The sequence below is a fragment of the Thalassospira sp. MCCC 1A02898 genome, from assembly GCF_001618185.1.
Lineage (GTDB): Bacteria > Pseudomonadota > Alphaproteobacteria > Rhodospirillales > Thalassospiraceae > Thalassospira > Thalassospira tepidiphila.
On record NZ_LPXK01000009.1, the window covers coordinates 433,724 to 456,033 of the forward strand.

Consider the following 22,310-nt stretch of genomic DNA (forward strand, 5'->3'; position numbering starts at 1 on the left):
ACGGCTTTGCGCGGACTTAGAAGGAATAAGCATTTTGTCCATGCGATCTTGTTTGAAATTCGCTGGTATGGCAGCGCTTGTCGTGCTTGTAGCCGCCTGCAGCGAGCAGAGCGAAGGCGACCAACAGGCAGCCGCCCAGCAACAGCCACAGGCGACCCCGGTCGGTACCGTGACGCTGAATGCGCAGACTGTTGGCCTGATTGAGGAAATGCCCGGTCGTACCGTCGCCTTCCGTCAGGCAGACATCCGCCCGCAGGTCGATGGCATTATCAAGGAACGCAACTTCACCGAGGGTGCGTTTGTTGAAGCCGGTCAGCAGCTTTATATGATCGATCAGGAAGTTTACCTTGCGCGCGTTGACGCCGCACAGGCCGAACTGACCCGTCAGCGCGCCACCCTTGATCAGACGACCAAGACGCGGTCGCGCTATGACCCGCTGATCAAGTCGCAGGCCGTCAGTCAGCAAACCTATGACGATGCAGTTGCCGCCGAAGCACAGGCCAAGGCAGCGGTTGCTGCAGCACGCGCCGAGCTTGAACAGGCGCGCATTAATCTCGCCTACACTACCGTCACCGCACCGATTTCCGGTCAGATCGGCTCGTCGGATTATTCCGAAGGTGCGCTTGTGACCGCCAATCAGTCGGCAAAACTGACCACGATCACCCAGCTTGATCCGATCTATGTCGATGTGACCCAGGCCGGTGGCCGGTTGCTGAAGATCAAGGAAGCCATCCGCAATGGTCGCATCAAGGGTATCGAGGAAGGCCAGATCGAGGTTTCCCTGATCATTGATGCCACCGGTGAAGAATATCCGCACAAGGGCACCTTGCAGTTTTCCGATGTGACGGTGAATGAAACCACCGGCACGGTGCGGTTGCGCGTTGTGTTCCCGAACCCGGATGGCACGCTTCTTCCGGGCATGTTTGTTCGCGGTCAGGTCCGTCAGGGGCATCTTGAGGACGCATTCCTTGTGCCGCAAAAAGCGGTGATGCGCCGCCCGGATGGCTCGGCTTATGCCTATGTCGTCGAGGATGGCAAAGTTGCCTCCAAGGATCTGACGATTGAGCAGTCGCAGGGACAGGATTGGCTGGTGACGGCCGGTATCGAAGATGGCGCGCAAGTCATTGTTGATGGCCTCCAGCGTATCGGACCGGGTGCACCGGTTGCGCCACAGCCCGTTGAAACCGCCAAAGCCGCCGAATAAGGACTTATTCAATGGCAAAATTCTTTATTGATCGCCCCGTCTTCGCCTGGGTTGTCGCCCTGGTGATCATGTTGGCGGGGGGACTTTCGCTTTGGCAGTTGCCAATCGAACAGTATCCGTCGATTGCACCGCCGTCGGTCGAGATCGAGGCAACCTATCCGGGGGCGTCGGCCCAAACTGTTGAAAACACGGTCACCCAGGTGATCGAACAACAGATGAACGGGCTTGATTACCTGCGTTATATGTCCTCGACGTCTTCGGGTAACGGTCAGGCAACAGTGACCCTGACCTTTGAACCCGAAGCCAATCCGGACATCGCCCAGGTTCAGGTGCAGAACAAACTGCAGGCTGCCATGTCGTCGCTTCCGACCGAAGTGCAGCAGCAGGGTGTGACGGTTAGCAAGTCCAGTGGCTCGTTCCTGATGGTTGTCGGCTTTGTCTCGGCAGACGGATCGATGGATGCCGAAGACCTTTCGGACTTTGTTGTTTCGTCGGTGGAAGACCCGATTGCCCGTGTGAATGGTGTTGGTTCGGTTCAGGTGTTTGGTGCGCAGCACGCAATGCGTATCTGGCTCGATCCGAACAAGATGCTGTCCTATAACCTGACGGTGATGGATGTTAACAATGCCATCGAGGCACAAAACACCGAAGTCACCGCCGGTCAGATTGGCGGCGCGCCGTCGATTGATGGTCAGCAGATCAACGCAACCATCACCGCGCAAAGCAAACTTCAGACGGTCGATGAATTCTCCAACATCCTGCTAAGGGTCGAAACCGATGGCTCGCAGGTGCGTCTTGGCGATGTTGCCCGCATTGAGATCGGCGGCGAAAGCTATAACATCGTCGGGCGGTACAATGCGCAGTCGGCAACCGGTATCGGCATCAACCTTGCCACCGGTGCCAACGCGCTTGATACCGCAGATGCGGTCAAGGCCCGTCTGGCAGAACTGAAACCGTTCTTCCCGCAAGGCATCGAGATCGTCTATCCCTATGACACGACGCCGTTCGTCGAAGTGTCGATCGAGGAAGTGGTCCATACCCTGTTCGAGGCGATTGTCCTCGTCTTCCTGGTGATGTTCCTGTTCCTGCAAAACTGGCGGGCAACGCTTATTCCGACGATTGCCGTGCCGGTTGTCTTGCTTGGTACCTTCGGGATCCTTGCGGCCTTTGGCTATTCGATCAACACGCTGACCATGTTTGCCATGGTGCTGGCCATCGGCCTTCTGGTCGATGACGCGATTGTTGTGGTTGAAAACGTCGAACGTGTGATGCACGAAGACGGTCTTCCGCCACGTGAAGCAACGCGGAAATCCATGGGCCAGATTACTGGCGCGCTGATTGGTATTGCCCTGGTGCTGTCAGCCGTGTTTGTGCCGATGGCGTTCTTTGCCGGATCTACCGGGGCGATTTATCGCCAGTTCTCGGTCACGATCGTTTCGGCCATGGCGCTTTCGGTGGTTGTGGCGATTGTTCTGACCCCGGCACTTTGCGCGACCATGCTCAAGCCCGGTCACGAAGATCCAAGCAAGAAGAAAGGTCCATTTGGCTGGTTTAACCGCGGGTTCGACAAGACCAACAACTTCTATCAAGGCAGTGTTGGCCATGTCGTGAACCGCAAATGGCGCTATCTGTTCGTCTACGGCATTCTTGTCGCGGCCCTGATTGCGCTGTTTGGCCGTCTGCCGGGATCGTTCCTGCCAGAAGAAGACCAGGGCATCATGTTTGCCATGGTTCAGCTTCCGGCTGGCGCGTCACAGGAACGCACCGTTGATGTTCTCAAGAAGCTTGAAACACACTTCATGGAGAACGAGGCGGAAAACATCGATGGTCTGTTCACGGTTGCCGGCTTCTCGTTCGCCGGGAGTGGCCAGAACGCCGGTATTGCGTTCGTGAACCTGAAAGACTGGTCGGAACGTACCCGTCCGGATCAATCGGTTGATGCGGTGATTGGCCGTGCCTATGGCGCGTTTGCTGGTATCCGCGAAGCCATGGTCTTTGCCTTTGCACCGCCGGCGATTATCGAACTTGGTACGGCAAACGGCTTTGACCTGCAGCTTGTTGACCGCGGTGGCATTGGTCACGATGCCCTGATTGCCGCGCGTAACCAGCTTTTGGGCATGGCATCACAGGACCCGCGTCTTGTCGGTGTGCGTCCGAACGGCCTTAATGATACCCCGCAGCTAAACGTCAATATTGATCAGGAAAAGGCAAGCGCCCTTGGCGTGAGCATTGCTGACATCAACCAGACATTGGCAGCAGCCTGGGGTTCAAGCTACGTCAACGACTTCATCGAAAACGGCCGGGTCAAGCGCGTCTACATGCAGGCAGATGCCAAATACCGCATGATGCCCGAAGACATGGATTACTGGTATGTCCGCAACCAGATGGGCGAGATGGTGCCGATTTCGGCTGTCTCGACAAGTGAATGGACATATGGTTCTCCGCGTCTGGAACGCTTCAACGGTCTGTCCTCGCTCAACATTCAGGGCTCTGCCGCCCCGGGTGTGGCATCGGGTGACGCGATGAACGCAATGCAGGAACTGGTAAACAAGCTTCCGGGGGGTATCGGCCTTGAATGGCAGGGGCTTTCCTATGAGGAACGCGAAGCGGGCGAGCAGGGACCGGCATTGTATGCCCTGTCGATGATCGTCGTCTTCCTGTGTCTGGCAGCGCTTTATGAAAGCTGGGCCATTCCGATTTCGGTGATGATGGTCGTGCCGCTGGGGGTCCTTGGTGCGGTGATCGCAGCGATGCTGCGTGGTCTGCCCGATGACGTCTATTTCCAGGTGGCCATCCTGACCACGATTGGTTTGTCGGCCAAGAACGCCATCCTGATTGTCGAGTTCGCCCGCGAACTTTATGACCAGGGCATGGGGCTTCTTGAGGCAACAGTCGAGGCCGCCCGTCAGCGTCTGCGTCCGATCATCATGACGTCGATGGCCTTCACCCTTGGTGTCGTGCCGCTGGCGATTTCGACTGGCGCCGGTGCCGGGGCCCGTGTGGCCGTGGGTACCGGTGTGATGGGCGGGATGATTGCCGCAACCGTGCTTGCGATCTTCTTCGTGCCGCTGTTCTTTGTTCTGATTGTTGGCACCTTTGCCAAGAACCGGAAGAAAAAGGACGAAGTCCAGGCGGCCCACGAACATCCGGCTGAATAAAATTTAAGGCCAGCCTTGATCAAAAGGCTGGCCTTAAACGGCATCGCGCCGTGACGGTGCAGAATATTAAATCTGCATGATCCCCCGACCCCGCCGTTGCGCGTGCGAAAGAAAGGGCCGATGCGTTTGCATCGGCCCTTTTGTTTTGACCGCAACCCCCAATAAGGTCAAGCGCCTTTTGGTTGGGTCAATGGCCGTCAAACGGGCCTTAACCCGGGCGATAGGGCCAATTCACAGTATGAAAATCAGGATTTGCTCATCGCATCAAGGGACTGGCGATGGGCATGCATCTGATGGAAAATGGCGTATCGGCGATCATGATCGGCCTTGGCTGAAGGATCTGGTGCGTGGGCGGTTTCCTTGCCAGCCATCTGGCGTGCGGCCCGGGCAAGACCGCCTTTTGCATCAAGGGCACCGGCGGCCAGCATCGCCGATCCCAGCAGCACCGGCTCTTCGCAATCAGACATCACAACCGTGCAGCCGGTGACATCGGCATAGAGTTTCACCAGTACCTTGCTGGCGGTGTGTCCGCCGCTCAGGTGGATGTGGGTGATGTCATAGCCGGTATCGTTCATCGCATCGATGATATGGCGCGTGCCATAGGCAATCGCGCACGCAGTCGCCCAATAAAGCTTCAGGAAGCTTTCCTCGCTTTGATCGAGTGTCAGGCCGGAAATCACGCCAAGGGCCTCCGGATCGGCCAGTGGTGATCGGTTGCCATGGAAATCGGGCAGGACATGCAGGCGCGGCGCCAGGTCAGTCTTTTCCGCCATCATCGGCATCAGTTTTTCACCGGCAAGCTTGTGGGCATCACGGCCCATATCATGCGAAAACGGATGCATGGCAACGATGTGATCCAGCAACGCACCGGTCGCGGATTGCCCACCTTCATTGAGCCAAAGGTTCGGGGCAATCGCCCCGAAATAGGGACCCCAGACACCCTTGATAAAGCGCGGTTCCTTTGATAGCGCCATATGGCAGGTCGATGTCCCCGCGATCATCGCAAAATGCTGATCAAGGTTGCCATCAAGATATTCACCAAGTGTACCCAGCGCCCCGGCATGGGCATCAATCAAACCTGCCCCGACGACGCAATCAGTCGTCAGGCCAAGGTCGGCTGCACCCTGTTCGGAAAGGGACCCGATCAGTTCCCCAACTGCAAGCGCGCTGTCATGCATGTTGATCTTGTCATTCAGGTCTTCCATGTCGATTTTTTTCAAGAAATCGCGATCCCATGGTTCATCCTGATGGGCAAGGTAGGTCCATTTACACGTCACCGTGCAGCAGGACCGGGCGTTGCTGCCGGTTGCGCGGAAGGACAGGAAATCGGCCAGATCATACGCCGCGCCCATTTTCTGCCAGGCGGCATTGTGATGGCGTTTCAGCCACATCAATTTGGGGATTTCCATTTCGGGCGACATGGTGCCGCCAATATATTCCAGCACCTTTGCCCCGGTGGCGGTGCATTCCTCGGCCTCGCGCACGGCCCGGTGATCCATCCAGACAATCACATCCCAGTTGTCCGCACCATTGGGCGTGACACCCAGCGGTTTGTTATCCTGATCGCGGATCACGAGCGAACATGTGGCATCAAACCCGATGGCGGCGACCTTTTGCGCGGGGATCCCGGATTTGGCCATGGCATCCCGCACTGACTGGCAGACCGACAGCCAGATATTTTCAGAATCCTGTTCGACGAAATCGGGTTTCGGGCGGTTCATCGCAATCGCGTGTGCGGCACTGCCAAGCAATTTGCCATTGGCGTCAAACACGCCGGCGCGCGCACTTCCGGTGCCGACATCGACACCGACAAAACAGGGGTAAGTGGGACTCATGATCGGGTACTCCTCCGCATATCCCCTGGCTTTTCGGGGGTTCTCCGATGCCGGGTGATCTTTTGTTTGGGCTGTTGTTTCGTCTGTTTTGGGCTCAATTTTGCCTGAGTTGATCAAAAGTTCATTAATTGGTCAAATGTTCATTTTTGTTGACGCTGAACTTGCCAGTTGGCTAGGCTGTCGGGATAACACAAACGAAACAAGCCAGGTTCAACATGGCAAATGAAAATAAAGTCCGAGGAAACAGTGTCCAAGGCCCGACCGATGATGTCGGGGCCGGTATCGTAACGTCAGCATCAGAGATCCAAGGTCTGTTTGACGCCTGTCGTGTTGTCCTGTTTGACTGTGACGGCGTTCTGGTCAATAGCGAACCGATCTCGCTGGCAACCCTTGTCGATGTGCTGGATCATTTTAACGCGCCGCTCAGTCTGCGCGACGTATCCGACCGATTTACCGGACGATCAAGTTCCGCACCGATTGAATATATCAAAACCCAGACCGGCCGCGATGTCAGTGCGGAATTCAAACCGTATTACTATAAAATGCTGTTTGACCGCTATGACCGCGACCTGACCAAGATTGACGGGATCGAAACCGTCCTGACCGTCCTTCAGGCACGCGATATTGCCTTTTGCATTTCATCAAGCAGTTCCGTCGAACGACTTGAAAAAACCATGCAGGTCACGGGCCTCGGCCCTTGGTTTGACGGGCGTGTGTATAGTGCGGATTTCGTTGAAAACGGCAAACCGGCGCCGGATCTTTTCCTGCATGCGGCCAATGCCATGGGATATGCCCCAAGTGATGCCATCGTGATCGAAGATTCTGTTGCCGGGGTGACGGCAGCACGGGCGGCTGGCATGAAATGCATCGGTTTTGTCGGCGGCGGGCATTATGCCGATGACCGCGAAGGGGCCAGCCAGCGACTTTATGAAGCCGGCGCTGATATTGTTATTTCCGACATGTCGATGTTGGCACAGGCGATTGCGGTTTAGCGCCGCTTACCGTTGGGTCAGAAGTTTTTGATAGCGGGTCTGGCTTTGGCTGAGGTGATCGCGCATCGCCTTGCGGGCGGTATCTTCGTCGCGTGCGGCAATCGCATCATAAATCCGGCGATGTTCACCGGTGATCATCTGCATATAGGCCTTCTGGTCTTCGGCCTCTGGCGGGCGACGGCGCAATTGCGCGCGCGGGATGGTTTTGTCGCCCAGATGTTCCAGAAACTCGGCAAAGCGGCGATTGTTGGTGGCGGATGCAATCGCGCTGTGAAATTCGAAATCGTCCTGTTCGGTTGGCTCGCCCTTTTCAAGGGCGCGTTCCATTCTGGCCATCGCCTCGTAAATCTTGGTTTGTTGCGCGACAGAGCCTCGCGTGCAGGCAAGCCCGGCCGCCTCGATCTCGACCGCCATGCGCAGTTCAAGAATTTCCAGAACGTCGGACACTTGTGCGTAATCAACGGCAAAGATCGATTTATCATTGGCCCGCGTTTGCGGCGACAGAACAAACACCCCGGCACCCTGACGCGGTTCCAGCAACCCGTCGGCCTTAAGGGCGGCAATTGCTTCGCGGATCACGGTGCGGCTGACGCCAAACTGTTCGGTCAGAACCGGTTCGGTCGGCAATTTGCTTCCGGGTTCGCGTTGCCCGCTTTCGATCTCTTGGCGAAGGCTGGCAATGACCTTTTCGGTCAGCGATACTTTGCGCGGGGCGGCCGACACACGTGGCTTGTTCATTTTGCGTATCCGATAAATCCGGTGTAAAACAACCAGATAAAAAATGGCGGTGTGGCGTTCAGGTTTGTTTGGCGCCATGGGAATTACCATCTTCACATAATCGAACGATAGTGGTTCTGTAAAGTCATCATATGATTTTGGTTGGATTTGAGGCACACAGGAATGGCCAAAAAAGGCGAACCTGAATACCGTTGGAACAGTGGTCCTTTTCAGATCGGGATTGTCCCAGACGGCGGGGCGATATCGCGGATTGACTGGATCCGTCCGGATGGCAAGGGCATTATCAATTTGTTGCGCCCGGTAACCCCGGAGGCGATTGCATCGGGCAATCCGTCAAATTTGGGTTGTTTCCCAATGGTGCCGTTTGCCAACCGACTGGCCTTTGCAGAGTTCGAATTTGATGGCCGCATCGTCAAGGTCCCGGCTAACCGCCCACCCAGCCCGCATGCCATTCATGGCTTTGGCCGATCGTCGGAATGGCAGATCGAACGCCCGACTGTTGATACGCTGCGCTTCAATCACAAACATGACGATCCGCAAAGCGGCTTTGTCTATGTCGCCTGGCAGGAAATCAAGGTCACTGAGGGGGATGTGACCATCGAAATCGGTGTGCGTCATTTGGGAAGAACGCCGATGCCCTATGGTATTGGCCTGCACCCCTGGTTCCCGGGCGGCGAAGATGTTTCGGTCGCCTTTATTGCCTCTGACAGTTTCGCAACCGACGAGGATATGCTGCCAACCGCGCGCACGGTGATTGATCTGGGGCGCGATTTTTCCGATGGTCGCATGATCCGCCATAACCTGGCGCTTGATGCCCATTATGCCGGTTGGCACCTTGAAGCCGACATGGTCTGGCAGGATGCCGGTTACAGCGTGAAGATGCTGGCAAGCGACAGCCTGTCAAACGTGCAATTCTATATCCCCGAAGACGGCAAGACATTCTGTGTCGAGCCGGTATCGCACGTGCCAAACGTTCACAACCGTCCGGAATTCAAGGAACTCGGTGATCTTGTCGTGCTTGACAACAACCAGACGCTGACCGGGACCATGACGCTGATCCCGACCTTGCATGAGACACCCGATAGCGGCTTGGTTGACGAGGACGAGGTTTTCGGCAAACCTGGCAACCGCGACTATTCGCTGGTGGATTGATCCGAAACGGCGGGCAGATCGGCAAAGGCTTTACCGACCAGAAGTTTATCGATAAAAACTTACAAGTAAGTTTTACAAGATAACAAGTCCGGGGGACGGATGTCGGAATTGCTTTTAAGGGTTCAGAAGCGCGAAAAGCTTGCCGATCAGCTTTATGGTCAGATCCTTGAACAGATCATCTCAGGCAACCTTGCCGAAGGTGCCAAGCTGCCCTCGGAAAATGAAATCTGTGCGTCCTTTGGCGTGTCGCGCCCGGTTGTGCGCGAAGCCTTGCGCAAACTGCAATCCGATGGACTGGTCTATGCCCGCCAAGGGGTCGGGTCGTTCGTTAAAAAACGCCCGCCACAAGGCTTGATCGAGTTTGGCGGTGTCAGTGATGTCGCGGGGCTTCTGCGTTGCTTTGAAGCACGTTCCGCGATTGAGGGCACAACGGCTCGCATGGCCGCCGAACGCGCCAGCCCCCGCCATCATCGCGAAATTGAAAATGCGCTTAAACTGCTCGAAGACGGGGTATCGGCCGGTGATATTGCCGATAAGGCTGATCTGGCTTTTCACATGGCGATTGCGCGTGCCAGCGGTAACGAGATTTTCGTTACCATCCTTAATTCCCTGCATGAAGTGATGTCGAAATCCATGCGTGTGGCGCTTAATATCACGCGCGGTGGCTCTGCCGAACGTGCGCAAAAGGTGCTTTCCGAACACCGTCAGATCTATGATGCGATCCTTGGTCATGATGGCAATAGTGCCGAATTGATGATGCGCTATCACCTGCATCAGGCCCGCCAACGCGTCACCGATCACGCCCGCGACAAGTAAACAAATGTGCTGCCTGGCCTGACGGATACGGGGACGGGCGGGCACAAATCCTATTGACGAACAGGGCCCCGGACTGGCAAACCAGACACAACAAAAATTAATCATATGAATTTGGGAGTGTGCGATGACCGGTGGTGTAATGTATCAGCCGGAAATTCTCAGTGATGAGACTTTCACTTTGGCGGAATGCCCCAACTGGGATGCGGCCAACAATCGGCTTTACTGGACAGACATCCTTAATTGCAAACTGCATGCGCTTGATGTTGCCACGGGCCTTCGCAAGACATGGACCTTTGACAGCGAGCTTGGCTGTTTCGGGCTGACCGATCAGGGCCGCATTATCGTGGCCCTGCGCAAGGATATTCTTTTCCTTGATCCGAAAACCGATGCGCGTGCACCGCTGTGCCGTATCGAAGACGGGATCAACAGCCGCACCAATGATGGCAAGATCGGCCCGGATGGCGCGTTCTGGGTCGGCACCATGGATGACAATCCCGAAAAGATGCCAATTGCCTCGCTCTATCGCATCACGGCTGATGGCAAGATCGAGGAAAAGGCAACCGGTTTCAAGATTTCCAACGGCATTGCCTGGTCCGGTGACGGATCGAAAATGTATCACTCGGACTCACGCGGGCCGTGGGTCAATCGCTGGGATTTTGATGTTGCCACGGGCAATATTTCCAACTGCACGCGGTACCTTGATCTCGATGATCGGCTTGGCCGTCCGGATGGCGGTGCTGTGGATGCCGAAGGGTGCTATTGGTCGGCGGGTGTGTCGGCGGGCAACCTTAATCGCTTTGCCCCGGATGGCACGCTTTTGAAATCGATCCCGATGCCCATGCCCAATCCGACCATGCCGTGTTTCGGCGGGCCGGACATGAAGACGCTGTATGTCACCAGCCATCAGGAAGGATACAGCCCGGAAAAGCGTGCTGAGTTCCCCCATGCCGGGAAGCTGGTCAAGCTGCGCGTTGAAGTGCCCGGTGTGCCGGTGACCAAGTTCCGCGAAAATAGCGAGCGCCGCGCGCAACCCCGCTAAGAGGCCCGCAAAAACCAAAAAGGCCATGCAGGGAAATCGGCATGGCCTTTTTCTTTGGGGTCGGTTTGATCAGGCCTTTTTGATTTCAGCCGTCACAGTACCAAGCCCCTCAAAGATCGCCTCGATCTTGCCATGCGGCGTAATGGTCGGAAGCGCACAGGCACCGGTGGTGATCACATCACCTGCCTTAAGGCTTTTGCCGCGCTTGGCAAGGAACCCGACCAGATATTCCAGCCCGCCAAAAATCTCCGGCCAGGCATCCGGATCATCATTGCTGGCAAGGACTTCACCGTCACTTTTGGTGGTGACTTTGCCGCCAATAAAACCAAGATCACGCCAGCCGTCAATTTCAGCACCGAGGATAAAGTGACTGGTCGAATTCAGGTCGGCCAGTGTCTGGATCGGGTCCTGCTTTTCATGATAGCGGCGATCAGCAATCTCGATTGCCAGATGCATGCTTTTGATATGATCAAGGATGTCGCTTGATGTCGCATCCGGGGCAGGGGTGCTGTCCATGACAACCGCGATTTCCGCCTCGATATTGGGGAAATGGATGTCCTTGGTGGTCAGCGTCGCGCCATCGCCAAGAATACGCCCGTCCAGCAAAGGCCCCACCAGCGGACCATCGGCACCGATCTTTTCCTGTGCCGCACGGGTCGCAACCGCAAGCTTCCAGCCTGCGTGCGCAATGCCGACCGCGGCAAGGGTGGCGTCTTGAATGGCATAGGCCTCCTCAAAGTTTTTGGGCGCAATGTCAGCAGGCAGGGGATCAATCAGGGTGTGGGTGGTAAAGGCATCGGCAAGGATGCGGCTGGCGGCGGTGATATCAGTCATTCCCGGTCTTCTTGTTTGTGGCAATTGATTTGGTCGCCAGAGCCTAGCGGGCTTTGTTGCCAAAGTCATCATACCAATTGCTGCGATTCGGTGAAATCGACCAGATCTTCCTGATTCATTCCAAAGTCGCACATTGTCGGAATGACCAAGAAATCCATGTTTTCTGCGGTTTATGGCGATTTCAAAAAGTCTGAGTATTATGTTTGACAAAGTAATATGATGAATTTATAGAATCGTCATAGTTATTTGACGTATTCAGACATTAGGGACGCTTGATGCACTATCTAGAGATGAAAAAGGCGATTGGCGCCGGGTTGCTTTCTTTTCCGGTGACGCCTTTTGATGCCGAAGGCGCGCTTGATCTTGCGACCTATCGCACGCATGTCGGCTGGCTGTCGCAATATCCGGCAACCGCCCTGTTTGCTGCTGGTGGTACCGGGGAATTCTTTTCCCTGACCCCGGCCGAGGTGGTCGAAACCGTGCGTGCGGCCAAGGAAGTTGCGGGCGACACCCCGATCATCGCCGGGTGCGGGTATGGCACGGCCATGGCGGTTGAACTTGCCAAGGCCTGCGAGGACGCCGGTGCAGATGGTCTTTTGCTGTTGCCGCAATATCTGGTTGGTGCCGAACAGGAAGGCCTGTTTGCCCGCGTGAAGGCGGTGTGTGATGCGGTTGATATCGGCGTGATTGTCTATAACCGCGACAATTCGATCATTACGGCTGAAACACTTGCCAAGCTGTGTGATGTTTGCCCGAACCTGGTCGGGTTCAAGGACGGCCATGGCAATATCGAAATGGTCACCAAGGTTTGCACCGTGATCGGGGATCGCCTGTCCTATATCGGCGGCATGCCGACAGCCGAGGTTTTTGCCAAGGCATACAAGGCAGCCGGTGTGACAACCTATTCATCGGCGATCTTTAACTTCCTGCCGCAACAGGCGCTTGATTTCTATGACGCGCTTGGCCGCGACGATGACGCCGCGATGAGCCGCGCACTGACCGAATTTTTCTATCCGTATCTGGATATCCGCAATCGCGGAAAGGGCTATGCCGTTTCCATCGTCAAGGCGGGCATGCGCGTGATCGGGTGCGACACCGGCCCGGTGCGCAGTCCGCTGACCGATTTGACCGATGCGGAACATGACATGCTGGCCGATGTGATCCGCAAGGCATACGGCGACGCGGCCCTTCGCGCTGCCTGATGGCGGGTCGCCAACGCGACATATGACTTGTTATTTCCCGGCAGGTTCGCCTGCCGGGGAAACAGAATGGGACGCTAAAACTGCAATCGGTGATCGGGAATTTGATGCCGTTCGCAACTTAGTTGTTAACAAATCTTACAGTTATGTTTACAAGTGCTGAATTGTAGGATTAAATGATAAGAACAAGACCCAAAAGGGCAAAATGCTTCAATGAAATAGACAACAGATTGTCTGGGAGGACCTAAAATGAACAAGTTTATCAAAACCACAACGCTGACGATTGCAGCGGCTGCCGTGTCGGTGGCGCTGGCATCCGGTGCGCAGGCCAAGGAATGGCGCGGCTGGAACATTCATCCGCCGGAATACCCGGTTTCGACCGGCATGGAAGAATTCGCCAAGCTGATCAATGAAAAGTCCGGTGGCGATCTGGAAGCCAAGGTTTACCACGGCGGCGTTCTGGGCGATCAGCCTGATGCGATCCAGCAGGTCCGTCTCGGCGGTCTGGACTGGGCTGTTTTCAACCTCGGCCCGCTGGGTGAAGTCGCCCCCGAAGCCAACGTTGTTTCGCTGCCTTTCATCTTCAAAAGCGTCGATGCCATGCATGACGTCATGGATGGCCCGGCTGGTCAGCAGATCGCCGATGGCCTGATCGAAGCTGGCCTTCAGCCGCTCGGTTGGTATGACTCTGGTGCGCGTTCGTTCTATAACTCCAAGCGTCCGATCAATACCCCGGCTGACCTTGACGGTTTGAAATTCCGCGTCATGAGCAACGATCTTTATGTTCAGATGGTTGATGCGCTGGGCGGTAACGCGACCCCGATGGCCTATAGCTCGGTCTATCAGTCGCTGAAAACCGGCGTGATTGACGGTGCGGAAAACAACTACCCGTCTTATGACAGCTCCGGCCATTTTGAGGCGGCGAAATACTATTCCGTCACCCAGCACCTGATCCTTCCGGAATGCCTGTGCATGAACAAGGCGCTTTATGACAGCCTGTCGGACGAGGAAAAGAAAATCGTCCACGAAGCAGCTGAAGCATCTGTCACCGTACAGCGTGCCGCATGGGCCGATCGTGCAGAGCAGTCCAAGGAAAAAGTGATTGCCGCCGGCATCGAAGTCAACGAGATCGCCGACAAGCAGGCTTTCCAGGATGCCATGCAGCCGGTCTATGACAACTTCCTGAAAGCCAACCCGGATCTTGCCGATCTGGTCAAGGCGATCCAGGACGCGCAGAAATAAGGCCTTAAGTATCTGAAGGGCGGCGATAATATCGTCGCCCTTCTTTTTGGCTGCGCTTAGTATATTCGTCGTTTATCTGTTTCTGGTAGCGCGTAGATGTTTTCTCGTTTTGTTAATGTGATTGATCGCTTGGGCGGCGGGATTGCCGGGGTGCTGAACCTGATTGGTGGTTTGGCCCTTGTCGCACTGATCCCTAGTTTTGCCTGGTTGGTGTTCGGGCGTTATGTCCTCAATGAAACGCCGACCTGGGTCGAACAGGTTTCGCTTATTCTGATTGTGCTGATTACCTTTCCGGTCGCAGCTGCGGGCATCCGCGACAACAGCCACCTTTCCGTTTCCTTTTTCCGCGATGCATTGCCGCCGAAAATGGCCGCCATTGTTGCGGCCATCGGGTATGGCGCGTCGGCCTGGTTTGGCTATTGGATGCTGATCGGGGCGATGGATCTGGTTGCGTTTAACTGGGCCAAGACCATGCCGATCATTCATATTTCAGATGGCTTGCGGTCCGTGCCGATGGCGGTGTGCGGGGCCGGAATCATGTTTTACAGCGTGGTTCATATCCTCAAGATCGCGGCGCGGTGGAAAACCATTTCCCGGGCCCGCATTTACCATGATGATCTTTTGAATGAGGACGTGAAATAACATGGGCATGACCATTCTTCTGGGCGTGTTTGCCATTGGTATTCTGATTGGCATGCCCGTTGCCATCGCACTTGGCATTGCCGCTCTTGGTGCGTTCTTTGTCGAAGGCCTTCCGACCCTGATTGCGTTTCAGCGCATCGGATCGGGGATCTCGGCCTTTTCGCTGCTTGCCATTCCGTTCTTTATTTTTGCCGGTGAACTGATGCTTCACGGCGGGATTGCGACGAGGCTTGTGCAATTTGCGACCGCCCTTGTCGGCAGTCGGCGTGGCGGCCTTGGCATTGTGAATGTGTTTTCATCGATGCTGTTTGGCGGCATTTCCGGTTCTGCCGTGGCCGATACGTCGGCCCTTGGATCGATCCTGATCCCGGTGATGAAAAAGGAAGGCTACCGCGCGGACTATGCGGTCAACGTCACCGTGACCTCATCAATCGCCGGGATCATGATCCCGCCCAGCCACAACATGATCCTCTATGCGGTGGCGGCCGGTGGCGGCATTTCGATCTCCAAACTGTTCATGGCTGGTGTGGTCCCGGGCATTATCATGTGTCTGCTGCTCGGGCTTGCGACCTGGTTGGTTGCGATCAAGCACGGCTATCCGGCGGAACCGTTCCCGGGCTGGGCGGTGGTTTGGCGTACGGCGGTCCGCGCAGTTCCGGGCTTCTTTACCGCCGTCATTATTGTCGGGGGTGTCTTAAGCGGTGTGTTCACCGTGACGGAATCAGGGGCCATCGGTGTCGCCTATGCGCTGATCATTACCGGGCTGGTCTATCGTGAGCTGAGCTGGGCCGGTTTTATTGCTGCGGTCAAGCAATCGGCCAAGACAACCGCGCTTGTGATGCTGCTGGTCGGTTGTGCGTCCGCCTATGGTTATATGCTGGCGTTCTATCAGGTGCCTGATGCCCTGGCCGATGCGATCACCGGCATTACCGATAATCCGATCATGGTGTTGTTGCTCATCAATGTCATGTTGCTGGTTGCCGGGATGATCATGGATATGGCGGCCCTCATCCTGATTTGTACGCCGATCTTTCTGCCGCTTGCCATGCAGTTCGGCATGGACCCGATCCAGTTCGGCATGGTTTTGATGATGAATTTGGGCCTTGGCCTGTGTACACCGCCTGTGGGATCGTGCCTGTTTGTCGGCTGCGCGATTGGCGGGGTGAAAATCGAAAAGGCCGTTCAGACGATCTGGCCGTTTTATCTGGCGATCCTGACAGCCCTTTTGCTGACAACCTATATTCCTGCGATTTCATTGACGCTTCCGAACCTTGTGTTCGGGGGCAATTGATCGCGGGCAAAGAGTGATACCAAAGAGGATAATTATGAAACGTTTGCTGATCACCGGTGCCGGTGGAAACCTTGGCAAGATCTGCCGCGAAGGGCTTAAGGGCTATGCCGATGTCATTCGCCTGTCTGATATTTCCCCAATGGACCCGGCTGGCCCAAACGAAGAAGTCGTGCAATGCGATCTGTCGGATCGTGCAGCCGTGATTGAGTTGACCAAGGATGTCGATGGCATCATTCATCTTGGCGGTATTTCAATCGAGGCGGCCTTTGATGACCTGCTTCAGGCCAATCTTGCGGGCACCTATAACCTGTATGAGGGGGCACGTCAGAATGGCGTTAAGCGCATCATGTTTGCCAGCTCCAACCATGCGATTGGTTTTCACAAACGCACGACCAAGCTTGATGACACATCCGAACAGCGCCCCGACAGCCTCTATGGCGTGACCAAATGTTACGGCGAGGCGATGGCGAGCTACTATTTCGACAAGTTCGATGTTGAAACCGTCTCGGTGCGCATTGGCTCGTGCTTTGAGAAGCCAAAGGATCGCCGGATGCTGTCCACCTGGATGAGCCCGCGTGATTTTATCTCGTTGATGAAGGCGATCTTTGCTGCGCCGATGACCGGTCATCTGGTGATGTATGGCGTTTCGGACAATAAATCGAAATGGTGGAGCAATGATCATGCGGACTTCCTTGGCTGGAAACCGCAAGACAGCTCAGAACAGTTCCGTGCTGAGATCGAGGCTGCCTTACCGCCCGAAGATCGCAAAGACCCGGCTGTGATTTATCAGGGCGGTGGTTTTGCCGCCAAGGGCCATTTCGAAGACTGATTTTCCTGTCTGCTTAATACCAAGAAGGGCTCGCCATGTGCGGGCCTTTTCTTTTTGAATTGACGCATGGTCAGGATTGCTTATAAGCATAAATGAAAATGATAACAGTTATCATTATCGAATTCTGGATGTGCAGCTATGGCGGTCTGTGACCGTTCTTGGGATACTCTTTATCAGCAATATCATGACCGTTTGTTGCGACAGGTGCAGAAATATCTGCCAGCGCGCGACGAATGCCAGGATGTGTTGCAGGATCTTTACGTGCAACTGCGTCATCGCGATATTGACCCGGCTGATATTGCCAATCCTCCGGCCTTTCTGATGCGCATGGCGACCAATCTGGCGATTGATGCCTTGCGTCGTCACAATCGCAATCCGGTCGAATTCACCGACCCGACCGAGATCAGCGAGATGGATGGCGCAGGCAGCCAGTCCGTCACCCCCGAACAGATCAGTTCTGATCGCCAGCGGCTTGAGATCATCCGACGCGCGATTGATGATCTGCCGCCGCGCTGCCGCGAGGTGTTCTTGCTGTGCAAGCGCGATCATCTGAGCACACAGGAAGTGGCCGAACAACTTGGCATCAGTCGCAATATGGTGGAAAAGCATTTGCGTCAGGCGCTCGGACATTGCAAACAGGTGCTGGCGCGCCATGAAAATTAAACATCCTCTTTTGCGCGGCCCGTTCGTCAAGCATACAACAGCCCCCTCCGTCAGAAGCCGGGTAACGACACTGCCATGACCGAATTCCGCTATCCCGACGACTGCCAAAGCAATGACGATATTGCCGATTACTGGGCTGTGCGCCTTGATGATGTGCAACTAAGTGCGGCTGAAGAAATTGCCTTTGAACACTGGCAGGCGGCGGATCCGAAAAACCCTGCACGCCTGATCCAGGCCCGCCAGACATGGCAGGGCATGGAAATCGCTGCCGCCGAATTTTCAGACGATGAAGACCATTCGACTGGATCGCGCCAGCCAGATCATGACACCGGCTTTGATAGCGAAGCCGTCCGGCGTGACCTTGAACGATTGGGCGCGCTTGAAGGCGGCAACAACCGCCTGCCGGGCATGCGATCAGCCAAACGCCGCGCCCGTCCGATGTTGGCGATTTTCACCATTCTTTTGCTGGTGGGCCTTTGGGGCTATTCCGCGTTTCAACCCGATGCCGACCTGATTGCGGAAAGCAATCCCGATGTTGTCGGTGAAGTTCATGAACTGTCTGACGGATCACGCATCTGGATGGAGCCGGGCACGCGCGTTGCCTTGGCCTATGGCGATCAGTACCGTGATTTGACCGTCCTTGAAGGCGGTGCATTTATCGAAGTCGCCAAGGACAGCACACGACCGCTGCGTATTCATCTTAACAAACTGACCGCAACGGCAGTCGGTACGGCATTCAGCGCCTCGAAATGGGGTGGGCATGTCCGGGTCGAGGTATCCGAAGGCACGGTTGATCTTGAAAGCCGGACGGCAAAACTCGCCCGTCTGACCGCCGGACGGGCATCTTGGCAGGATGCGGATGGCGACATGCATTATGGTATGGTGGCATTGGATCGGGTTGGCGCATGGCGCGATGGTCGCTGGGTGGTCAACGATATGCCGATTGACGAACTGTTGGCCCGTCTTTCACCTCTTATGGATGACCTGCGATTTGTGCGCGATCCGCGCATGGACGATATCACGGTTTCGGGTAGTTTCGATCTGACCAAACCGGACGGGGCCTATGGTGCCATTCTGGCGGCCTATGGTCTGACGGACCGCGCTGTTCCGGGTGGGTTCAGAATAATTTCAAAAAAATAGAAAATTCACCTCCTCATTTCGCGGCGGTGTTCGTCATGAAGGTAATAGTGATTTGCATTATTATTCTCATGCGAAGGGGTTCGAACTTGAATATCGTGACTTTTGGGGAAACCAGAAAATTCGGAATGTCCCGCCTTTTGGGCAGCACAGCCCTGTTTGCGACACTGATGATCGCATCGGTTCCGCAAGGCTTGGCGCAAACCGCGTCTGACACCGCACAGCCGGTAACGGTTGCCGCCGGGGATCTGCGCGCAGCCCTTGATCAGGTTGCCGATCAGTTCGGCTTGCAGCTTGTCGTGCAGGGGGATCTTTCGGGCATCGAAAGTGGTGCGCTGACTGCCGACATGTCCGCCCGCGAGGCCCTGCAAAACCTTCTGTCGGGCAGTGGTTACGGGTTTGAATTTGTCTCTGACGACAGCGTGATCATCAAGCCTGTTACGACCATCACCGGCGATGCGCAGGGCCAGGTGATCCTGCCCGAAGTCGTCGTGACCGCCACCCGTTCACGCAGATCGATTGCCACCATGTCGCCGTCGGTCGTCGTGATCGGCCCTGATCAGATCGAAGCCCAGTCGGCCAAAAGCAGCGACATCACCAATGTTATTCGAAATAACGTGCCGGGCTTCATGTTTGATGATCAAAGCCTGATCTCAAGCACCGAAACGTTCCGTGGTCGTGATGTGCAGGTCCTTGTTGACGGGATCGCTCGCAACACGCCGCTACGCAACAGCAGCCGCATTCTTTCAATGATCGATATTCAGCAAGTCGAAAGCATCGAAGTCATTCCGGGCTCAAACGCGATGAACGGGGATGGCGCGACCGGGGCGACCATCAATATCATCACCAAGACCGGTGAAGTCGGCAAAAACGTCTTTGTCGTTGATGGCCATGTCAAAAGCTACACCGATGATATCGGTGAAAGCTTCTCTCCTTCCCTGACTTTGTCGGGCAGTGGTGGTTTTGGCGCGGTCGATCTGGCGGCCAGCATCACCGGTTCGAAAACCGGCAATGCCTATGACGGTTATGGCAATCAGGTCCCATCGGATGCGATGCTCGGGCAGGGCGGGTTTGATAATGCCGAAGACCTCAATGTCTTTGGCAAGGCCGGTGTCACGCTTGCCGAAGGCCATCGCCTGTTTCTATCCTCGGAAGTTGTGCGGTTCCGTCAGGACATTGAATATTATGCCGACCTTTCGACCGACCCGGTGTCGGTTAACTATGACAGCCCCTATCTGGCGCAACCACTTGAAGATGAAAGCCAGTATTTCACTGCCGGATACGAGTTTGATTTCGGCAAGATCGGCGTTGGTGATCTGAAGCTGTTTTACAATGACAGCTACAAACAGGCTGCGCGTGCCGAATATAACGCGTCGCACAACCCCGGCCTTGTTTCGCTTGCCAGCAATGGCGCGATTGAAGATCCGTTGGGTCAATCCGTCATTGATACCGTCAAATACGGTGTAAAGCTGTCAACCGACACCAGCCTTGATGCTGCCTATGAGGGGCTGACCTTGACATGGGGTGGGGACCTTACCTTTGACGATGTCAAATATGAAACCGTCAGCGGGCGGGATATCGGAGCCCCGATGGAGCAGGAAGGTCACGCCTTCTTTGCCCAGCTTTCAGCACCTGTGACCAAGTATGTCGACCTGTCCGGTGGTGTGCGTTACGAGGAATATGATCTGACGGTCAAGGATTTCACCCGTCCGAGCTATATGCGCTACAACGGCGGCACCCCGCAGCAGATCCTTCTTGCCGCGGCCTTCACGGGCGGCGAGACGACTTATGATGCGGTGACCTACAATGCATCTGCCGTGGTGCACTGGACTGACCGGATCGATACATCATTTAGCTATAGCGAAGGTTTCTCTGTTCCGGATGTTGGCGCCTATACCCGTCGCGCCGGACTGAGCGGCACGTCTATCCCGCTTAACTTCAATGACATTGATGTCGAGGCCTCCAAGGTCAAAACCTATGAGGTGGCGGCCCGCTATGACGGAACCGATTTCCGCTCCACCGGTGCAATCTATATGAGCACCAATGAGCGCGGTGATAACTATGATTCCTCGAAAAACAAGCTCAGCCAGGAAAAGGAACGCATCATCGGGGCCGAACTGACCGGGGAATACGACATCTCGGATGAGACCTATATCGGGGCATTGGCGTCCTATGTTGAAGGCCGTTATGACACCAACGAAGACGGTGATCTGGATAGCTGGCTTCCCAACAACCGCATCCCGTCGCCGTTCCGCTTTACCGGTTATGTCGATAGCTACGTCTGGGGCGATCTGAATATGCGCTTTGACGGGACCTATACGGCGGGTCGTTACAAGATCGAAGATAAAAAGATCAAGCCGAGCCTTGTTTTCAACCTGTCGGGCAACTATCCGCTGCTGGGCGGGACGGCGCGCTTCGGGATCGAAAACATCCTTGATATCAGCTACGAAAATCCGGCGGCAACCGCACTGCGTGGTTATTCGGTTGCCGGGCATGGCCGCACCGTATTGATCGGTTATCGCCGCGAATTCTGATGACGGCATCTGCATCGGATAGACCCATTAACGGCCCGGCGGTTTTCCGCCGGGCTCTTGCGCGTAAAGGAAACCAGTATGTTTCGATCAAGCAACCTGGCCCCGGATATCGTCCTGTTTGAAATGATTGATCGGCAAAGTGATGCGGATGGTAAGGCCTATCTTGGAGCACTTGATGCACTGGCCGCCCGCCGCGATCCGGCCATTCTGATTTTCCGCGTGTCGGGATTTGCCGATCAGGATCATGAAATCCGCAAACAGGCTGCCATCTGGTTCAAGCAAAACCGCGACCGGTTGAACGCCTTTGCCAAGGGTCTGATCCGGGTTGATGAGGGGCACCATCACGGCGATGGCGCGGTTCACCGTCACGATGAAGAGGACCCGGAACAAAGCAACTTTGCCCGGATGCTGCCATTCCCCGTCAAACATGTTGCGACGCTTGATGCCGCATTTGCCCTTGCCCGCGATTGGCCGCCTTCGGACCGCTAACGGATCGGGCGGACTGAATACGGATCGGGGGTTGGAATGTGATAAACGTTCATGTTATGTTCTTTTTGAAGGACTCACATAACAGGATTTAAAAATGATCAAGGGAAGCTGCCTTTGCGGCAAGGTTACGTTCGAAATTTCCGGCGAACCATCATCGCTGAGCTACTGTCACTGTTCGCGCTGCCGCAAGGCGGCGGGCGTTTTTTCCGCCGTGGTGATTGGCAAGGCGGATGATCTTCATATCTTGACGGGTGAAGAGGTGATTGGTCGCTATAAGGGGCCGGACGCAAAGTTTGACCGCTGCTTTTGCAAGGAATGCGGCACATCGCTTGGAGATTTGTCTTCGGGTGAAATTTACGTTGTCGCGGCATCCGCCCTTGATGACGATCCGAAAATTCGCCCATCCGTGCATATCCATACCGCGTCGAAGCCCGACTGGTATGACATCAAGGATGATCTGTTGAAGTTTGACGGCGACTACATTCCGCCAAACGGCTAACGCGAACAGATCAGATT

19 protein-coding genes are annotated in these 22,310 nt (G+C 55.5%); 16 read left to right on the top strand and 3 right to left on the bottom strand.

What is annotated here, in order from left to right:
* Nucleotides 1–67 precede the first annotated feature (67 nt).
* Together AUQ41_RS08725 and AUQ41_RS08730 are read left to right on the top strand one after the other, a co-directional pair.
* The gene (locus tag AUQ41_RS08725) at nt 68–1,204 is read left to right on the top strand and encodes an efflux RND transporter periplasmic adaptor subunit (RefSeq protein ID WP_232308343.1); all 1,137 of its coding nucleotides are present in this window, start codon (nt 68–70) and stop codon (nt 1,202–1,204) included.
* 11 nt (nt 1,205–1,215) lie between these two features.
* Complete coding sequence (locus AUQ41_RS08730) at nt 1,216–4,362, top strand: efflux RND transporter permease subunit (RefSeq protein WP_063087892.1); 3,147 nt, start codon at nt 1,216–1,218, stop codon at nt 4,360–4,362.
* Between the two features lie 245 nt (nt 4,363–4,607).
* Here AUQ41_RS08730 and AUQ41_RS08735 read toward each other — a convergent pair whose 3' ends face one another.
* Nucleotides 4,608–6,197, bottom strand: coding sequence for an FGGY-family carbohydrate kinase (locus AUQ41_RS08735; protein WP_063087894.1), 1,590 nt, complete (start codon nt 6,195–6,197; stop codon nt 4,608–4,610).
* Nucleotides 6,198–6,412: 215 nt separating this feature from the next.
* On the opposite strand from AUQ41_RS08735, the gene AUQ41_RS08740 reads away from it, so the two are divergent.
* Nucleotides 6,413–7,189 carry an HAD family phosphatase gene (locus AUQ41_RS08740; RefSeq protein ID WP_063087896.1) on the top strand — a complete coding sequence of 259 codons (777 nt, stop codon included), beginning with the start codon at nt 6,413–6,415 and terminating at the stop codon, nt 7,187–7,189.
* Nucleotides 7,190–7,195: 6 nt separating this feature from the next.
* On the opposite strand, the gene AUQ41_RS08745 is transcribed toward AUQ41_RS08740, so the two are convergent.
* Complete coding sequence (locus AUQ41_RS08745) at nt 7,196–7,927, bottom strand: FadR/GntR family transcriptional regulator (protein WP_063088046.1); 732 nt, start codon at nt 7,925–7,927, stop codon at nt 7,196–7,198.
* 162 nt (nt 7,928–8,089) lie between these two features.
* On the opposite strand from AUQ41_RS08745, the gene AUQ41_RS08750 reads away from it, so the two are divergent.
* The 3 genes from AUQ41_RS08750 (at nt 8,090) to AUQ41_RS08760 (ending at nt 10,934) form a co-directional block, all read left to right on the top strand.
* Nucleotides 8,090–9,079 carry an aldose 1-epimerase gene (locus AUQ41_RS08750; protein ID WP_063087898.1) on the top strand — a complete coding sequence of 330 codons (990 nt, stop codon included), beginning with the start codon at nt 8,090–8,092 and terminating at the stop codon, nt 9,077–9,079.
* Nucleotides 9,080–9,178: 99 nt separating this feature from the next.
* Nucleotides 9,179–9,895, top strand: coding sequence for a FadR/GntR family transcriptional regulator (locus AUQ41_RS08755; protein ID WP_008890164.1), 717 nt, complete (start codon nt 9,179–9,181; stop codon nt 9,893–9,895).
* A gap of 124 nt (nt 9,896–10,019) precedes the next feature.
* Entirely contained in the window at nt 10,020–10,934 is a 915-nt protein-coding gene (locus AUQ41_RS08760) for an SMP-30/gluconolactonase/LRE family protein (RefSeq protein ID WP_063087900.1), read from the top strand.
* 69 nt (nt 10,935–11,003) lie between these two features.
* On the opposite strand, the gene AUQ41_RS08765 is transcribed toward AUQ41_RS08760, so the two are convergent.
* Nucleotides 11,004–11,768, bottom strand: coding sequence for a 2-keto-4-pentenoate hydratase (locus AUQ41_RS08765; RefSeq protein ID WP_063087902.1), 765 nt, complete (start codon nt 11,766–11,768; stop codon nt 11,004–11,006).
* Nucleotides 11,769–12,043: 275 nt separating this feature from the next.
* On the opposite strand from AUQ41_RS08765, the gene kdgD reads away from it, so the two are divergent.
* The 10 genes from kdgD to AUQ41_RS08815 all read left to right on the top strand — a co-directional run bounded on the left by kdgD (nt 12,044) and on the right by AUQ41_RS08815 (nt 22,293).
* Nucleotides 12,044–12,970 (top strand): 5-dehydro-4-deoxyglucarate dehydratase, encoded by a 927-nt coding sequence (gene kdgD, locus AUQ41_RS08770; RefSeq protein WP_063087904.1) that lies wholly within the window; start codon nt 12,044–12,046, stop codon nt 12,968–12,970.
* A 246-nt stretch (nt 12,971–13,216) separates the two neighbouring features.
* On the top strand, nt 13,217–14,209 hold the full coding sequence (locus tag AUQ41_RS08775) for a TRAP transporter substrate-binding protein (RefSeq protein WP_063087906.1): 993 nt from the start codon (nt 13,217–13,219) through the stop codon (nt 14,207–14,209).
* 96 nt (nt 14,210–14,305) lie between these two features.
* Nucleotides 14,306–14,851: a TRAP transporter small permease gene (locus AUQ41_RS08780; protein WP_063087908.1), complete on the top strand. Its 546-nt coding sequence runs from the start codon at nt 14,306–14,308 to the stop codon at nt 14,849–14,851.
* A gap of 1 nt (nt 14,852) precedes the next feature.
* On the top strand, nt 14,853–16,142 hold the full coding sequence (locus AUQ41_RS08785; protein ID WP_063087910.1) for a TRAP transporter large permease: 1,290 nt from the start codon (nt 14,853–14,855) through the stop codon (nt 16,140–16,142).
* A 34-nt stretch (nt 16,143–16,176) separates the two neighbouring features.
* Nucleotides 16,177–16,971, top strand: a complete 795-nt coding sequence (locus AUQ41_RS08790; protein ID WP_063087912.1) for an NAD(P)-dependent oxidoreductase — start codon at nt 16,177–16,179, stop codon at nt 16,969–16,971.
* Nucleotides 16,972–17,109: 138 nt separating this feature from the next.
* Entirely contained in the window at nt 17,110–17,634 is a 525-nt protein-coding gene (locus tag AUQ41_RS08795; protein ID WP_063087914.1) for an RNA polymerase sigma factor, read from the top strand.
* Between the two features lie 75 nt (nt 17,635–17,709).
* Nucleotides 17,710–18,774 (top strand): FecR domain-containing protein, encoded by a 1,065-nt coding sequence (locus tag AUQ41_RS08800; protein ID WP_063087916.1) that lies wholly within the window; start codon nt 17,710–17,712, stop codon nt 18,772–18,774.
* A 125-nt stretch (nt 18,775–18,899) separates the two neighbouring features.
* The gene (locus AUQ41_RS08805; protein ID WP_063087918.1) at nt 18,900–21,305 is read left to right on the top strand and encodes a TonB-dependent receptor; all 2,406 of its coding nucleotides are present in this window, start codon (nt 18,900–18,902) and stop codon (nt 21,303–21,305) included.
* Nucleotides 21,306–21,383: 78 nt separating this feature from the next.
* Nucleotides 21,384–21,794, top strand: a complete 411-nt coding sequence (locus AUQ41_RS08810; protein WP_063087920.1) for a hypothetical protein — start codon at nt 21,384–21,386, stop codon at nt 21,792–21,794.
* Nucleotides 21,795–21,888: 94 nt separating this feature from the next.
* Nucleotides 21,889–22,293, top strand: a complete 405-nt coding sequence (locus AUQ41_RS08815; RefSeq protein ID WP_063087922.1) for a GFA family protein — start codon at nt 21,889–21,891, stop codon at nt 22,291–22,293.
* Nucleotides 22,294–22,310: the final 17 nt, after the last annotated feature.

Excerpts from the sequence above, each read along its gene's own strand:
- AUQ41_RS08790 (WP_063087912.1), top strand. The coding sequence starts at position 16,177 with ATGAAACGTTTGCTGATCACCGGTGCCGGTGGAAACCTTGGCAAGATC.
- AUQ41_RS08740 (WP_063087896.1), top strand. The coding sequence starts at position 6,413 with ATGGCAAATGAAAATAAAGTCCGAGGAAACAGTGTCCAAGGCCCGACC.
- AUQ41_RS08765 (WP_063087902.1), bottom strand. The coding sequence starts at position 11,768 with ATGACTGATATCACCGCCGCCAGCCGCATCCTTGCCGATGCCTTTACC.
- AUQ41_RS08780 (WP_063087908.1), top strand. The coding sequence starts at position 14,306 with ATGTTTTCTCGTTTTGTTAATGTGATTGATCGCTTGGGCGGCGGGATT.
- AUQ41_RS08730 (WP_063087892.1), top strand. The coding sequence starts at position 1,216 with ATGGCAAAATTCTTTATTGATCGCCCCGTCTTCGCCTGGGTTGTCGCC.
- AUQ41_RS08775 (WP_063087906.1), top strand. The coding sequence starts at position 13,217 with ATGAACAAGTTTATCAAAACCACAACGCTGACGATTGCAGCGGCTGCC.
- AUQ41_RS08745 (WP_063088046.1), bottom strand. The coding sequence starts at position 7,927 with ATGAACAAGCCACGTGTGTCGGCCGCCCCGCGCAAAGTATCGCTGACC.
- AUQ41_RS08735 (WP_063087894.1), bottom strand. The coding sequence starts at position 6,197 with ATGAGTCCCACTTACCCCTGTTTTGTCGGTGTCGATGTCGGCACCGGA.
- AUQ41_RS08800 (WP_063087916.1), top strand. The coding sequence starts at position 17,710 with ATGACCGAATTCCGCTATCCCGACGACTGCCAAAGCAATGACGATATT.
- AUQ41_RS08795 (WP_063087914.1), top strand. The coding sequence starts at position 17,110 with ATGGCGGTCTGTGACCGTTCTTGGGATACTCTTTATCAGCAATATCAT.
- AUQ41_RS08785 (WP_063087910.1), top strand. The coding sequence starts at position 14,853 with ATGGGCATGACCATTCTTCTGGGCGTGTTTGCCATTGGTATTCTGATT.
- AUQ41_RS08750 (WP_063087898.1), top strand. The coding sequence starts at position 8,090 with ATGGCCAAAAAAGGCGAACCTGAATACCGTTGGAACAGTGGTCCTTTT.
- AUQ41_RS08810 (WP_063087920.1), top strand. The coding sequence starts at position 21,384 with ATGTTTCGATCAAGCAACCTGGCCCCGGATATCGTCCTGTTTGAAATG.
- AUQ41_RS08725 (WP_232308343.1), top strand. The coding sequence starts at position 68 with ATGGCAGCGCTTGTCGTGCTTGTAGCCGCCTGCAGCGAGCAGAGCGAA.
- AUQ41_RS08815 (WP_063087922.1), top strand. The coding sequence starts at position 21,889 with ATGATCAAGGGAAGCTGCCTTTGCGGCAAGGTTACGTTCGAAATTTCC.
- AUQ41_RS08805 (WP_063087918.1), top strand. The coding sequence starts at position 18,900 with ATGTCCCGCCTTTTGGGCAGCACAGCCCTGTTTGCGACACTGATGATC.
- AUQ41_RS08755 (WP_008890164.1), top strand. The coding sequence starts at position 9,179 with ATGTCGGAATTGCTTTTAAGGGTTCAGAAGCGCGAAAAGCTTGCCGAT.
- kdgD (WP_063087904.1), top strand. The coding sequence starts at position 12,044 with ATGCACTATCTAGAGATGAAAAAGGCGATTGGCGCCGGGTTGCTTTCT.
- AUQ41_RS08760 (WP_063087900.1), top strand. The coding sequence starts at position 10,020 with ATGACCGGTGGTGTAATGTATCAGCCGGAAATTCTCAGTGATGAGACT.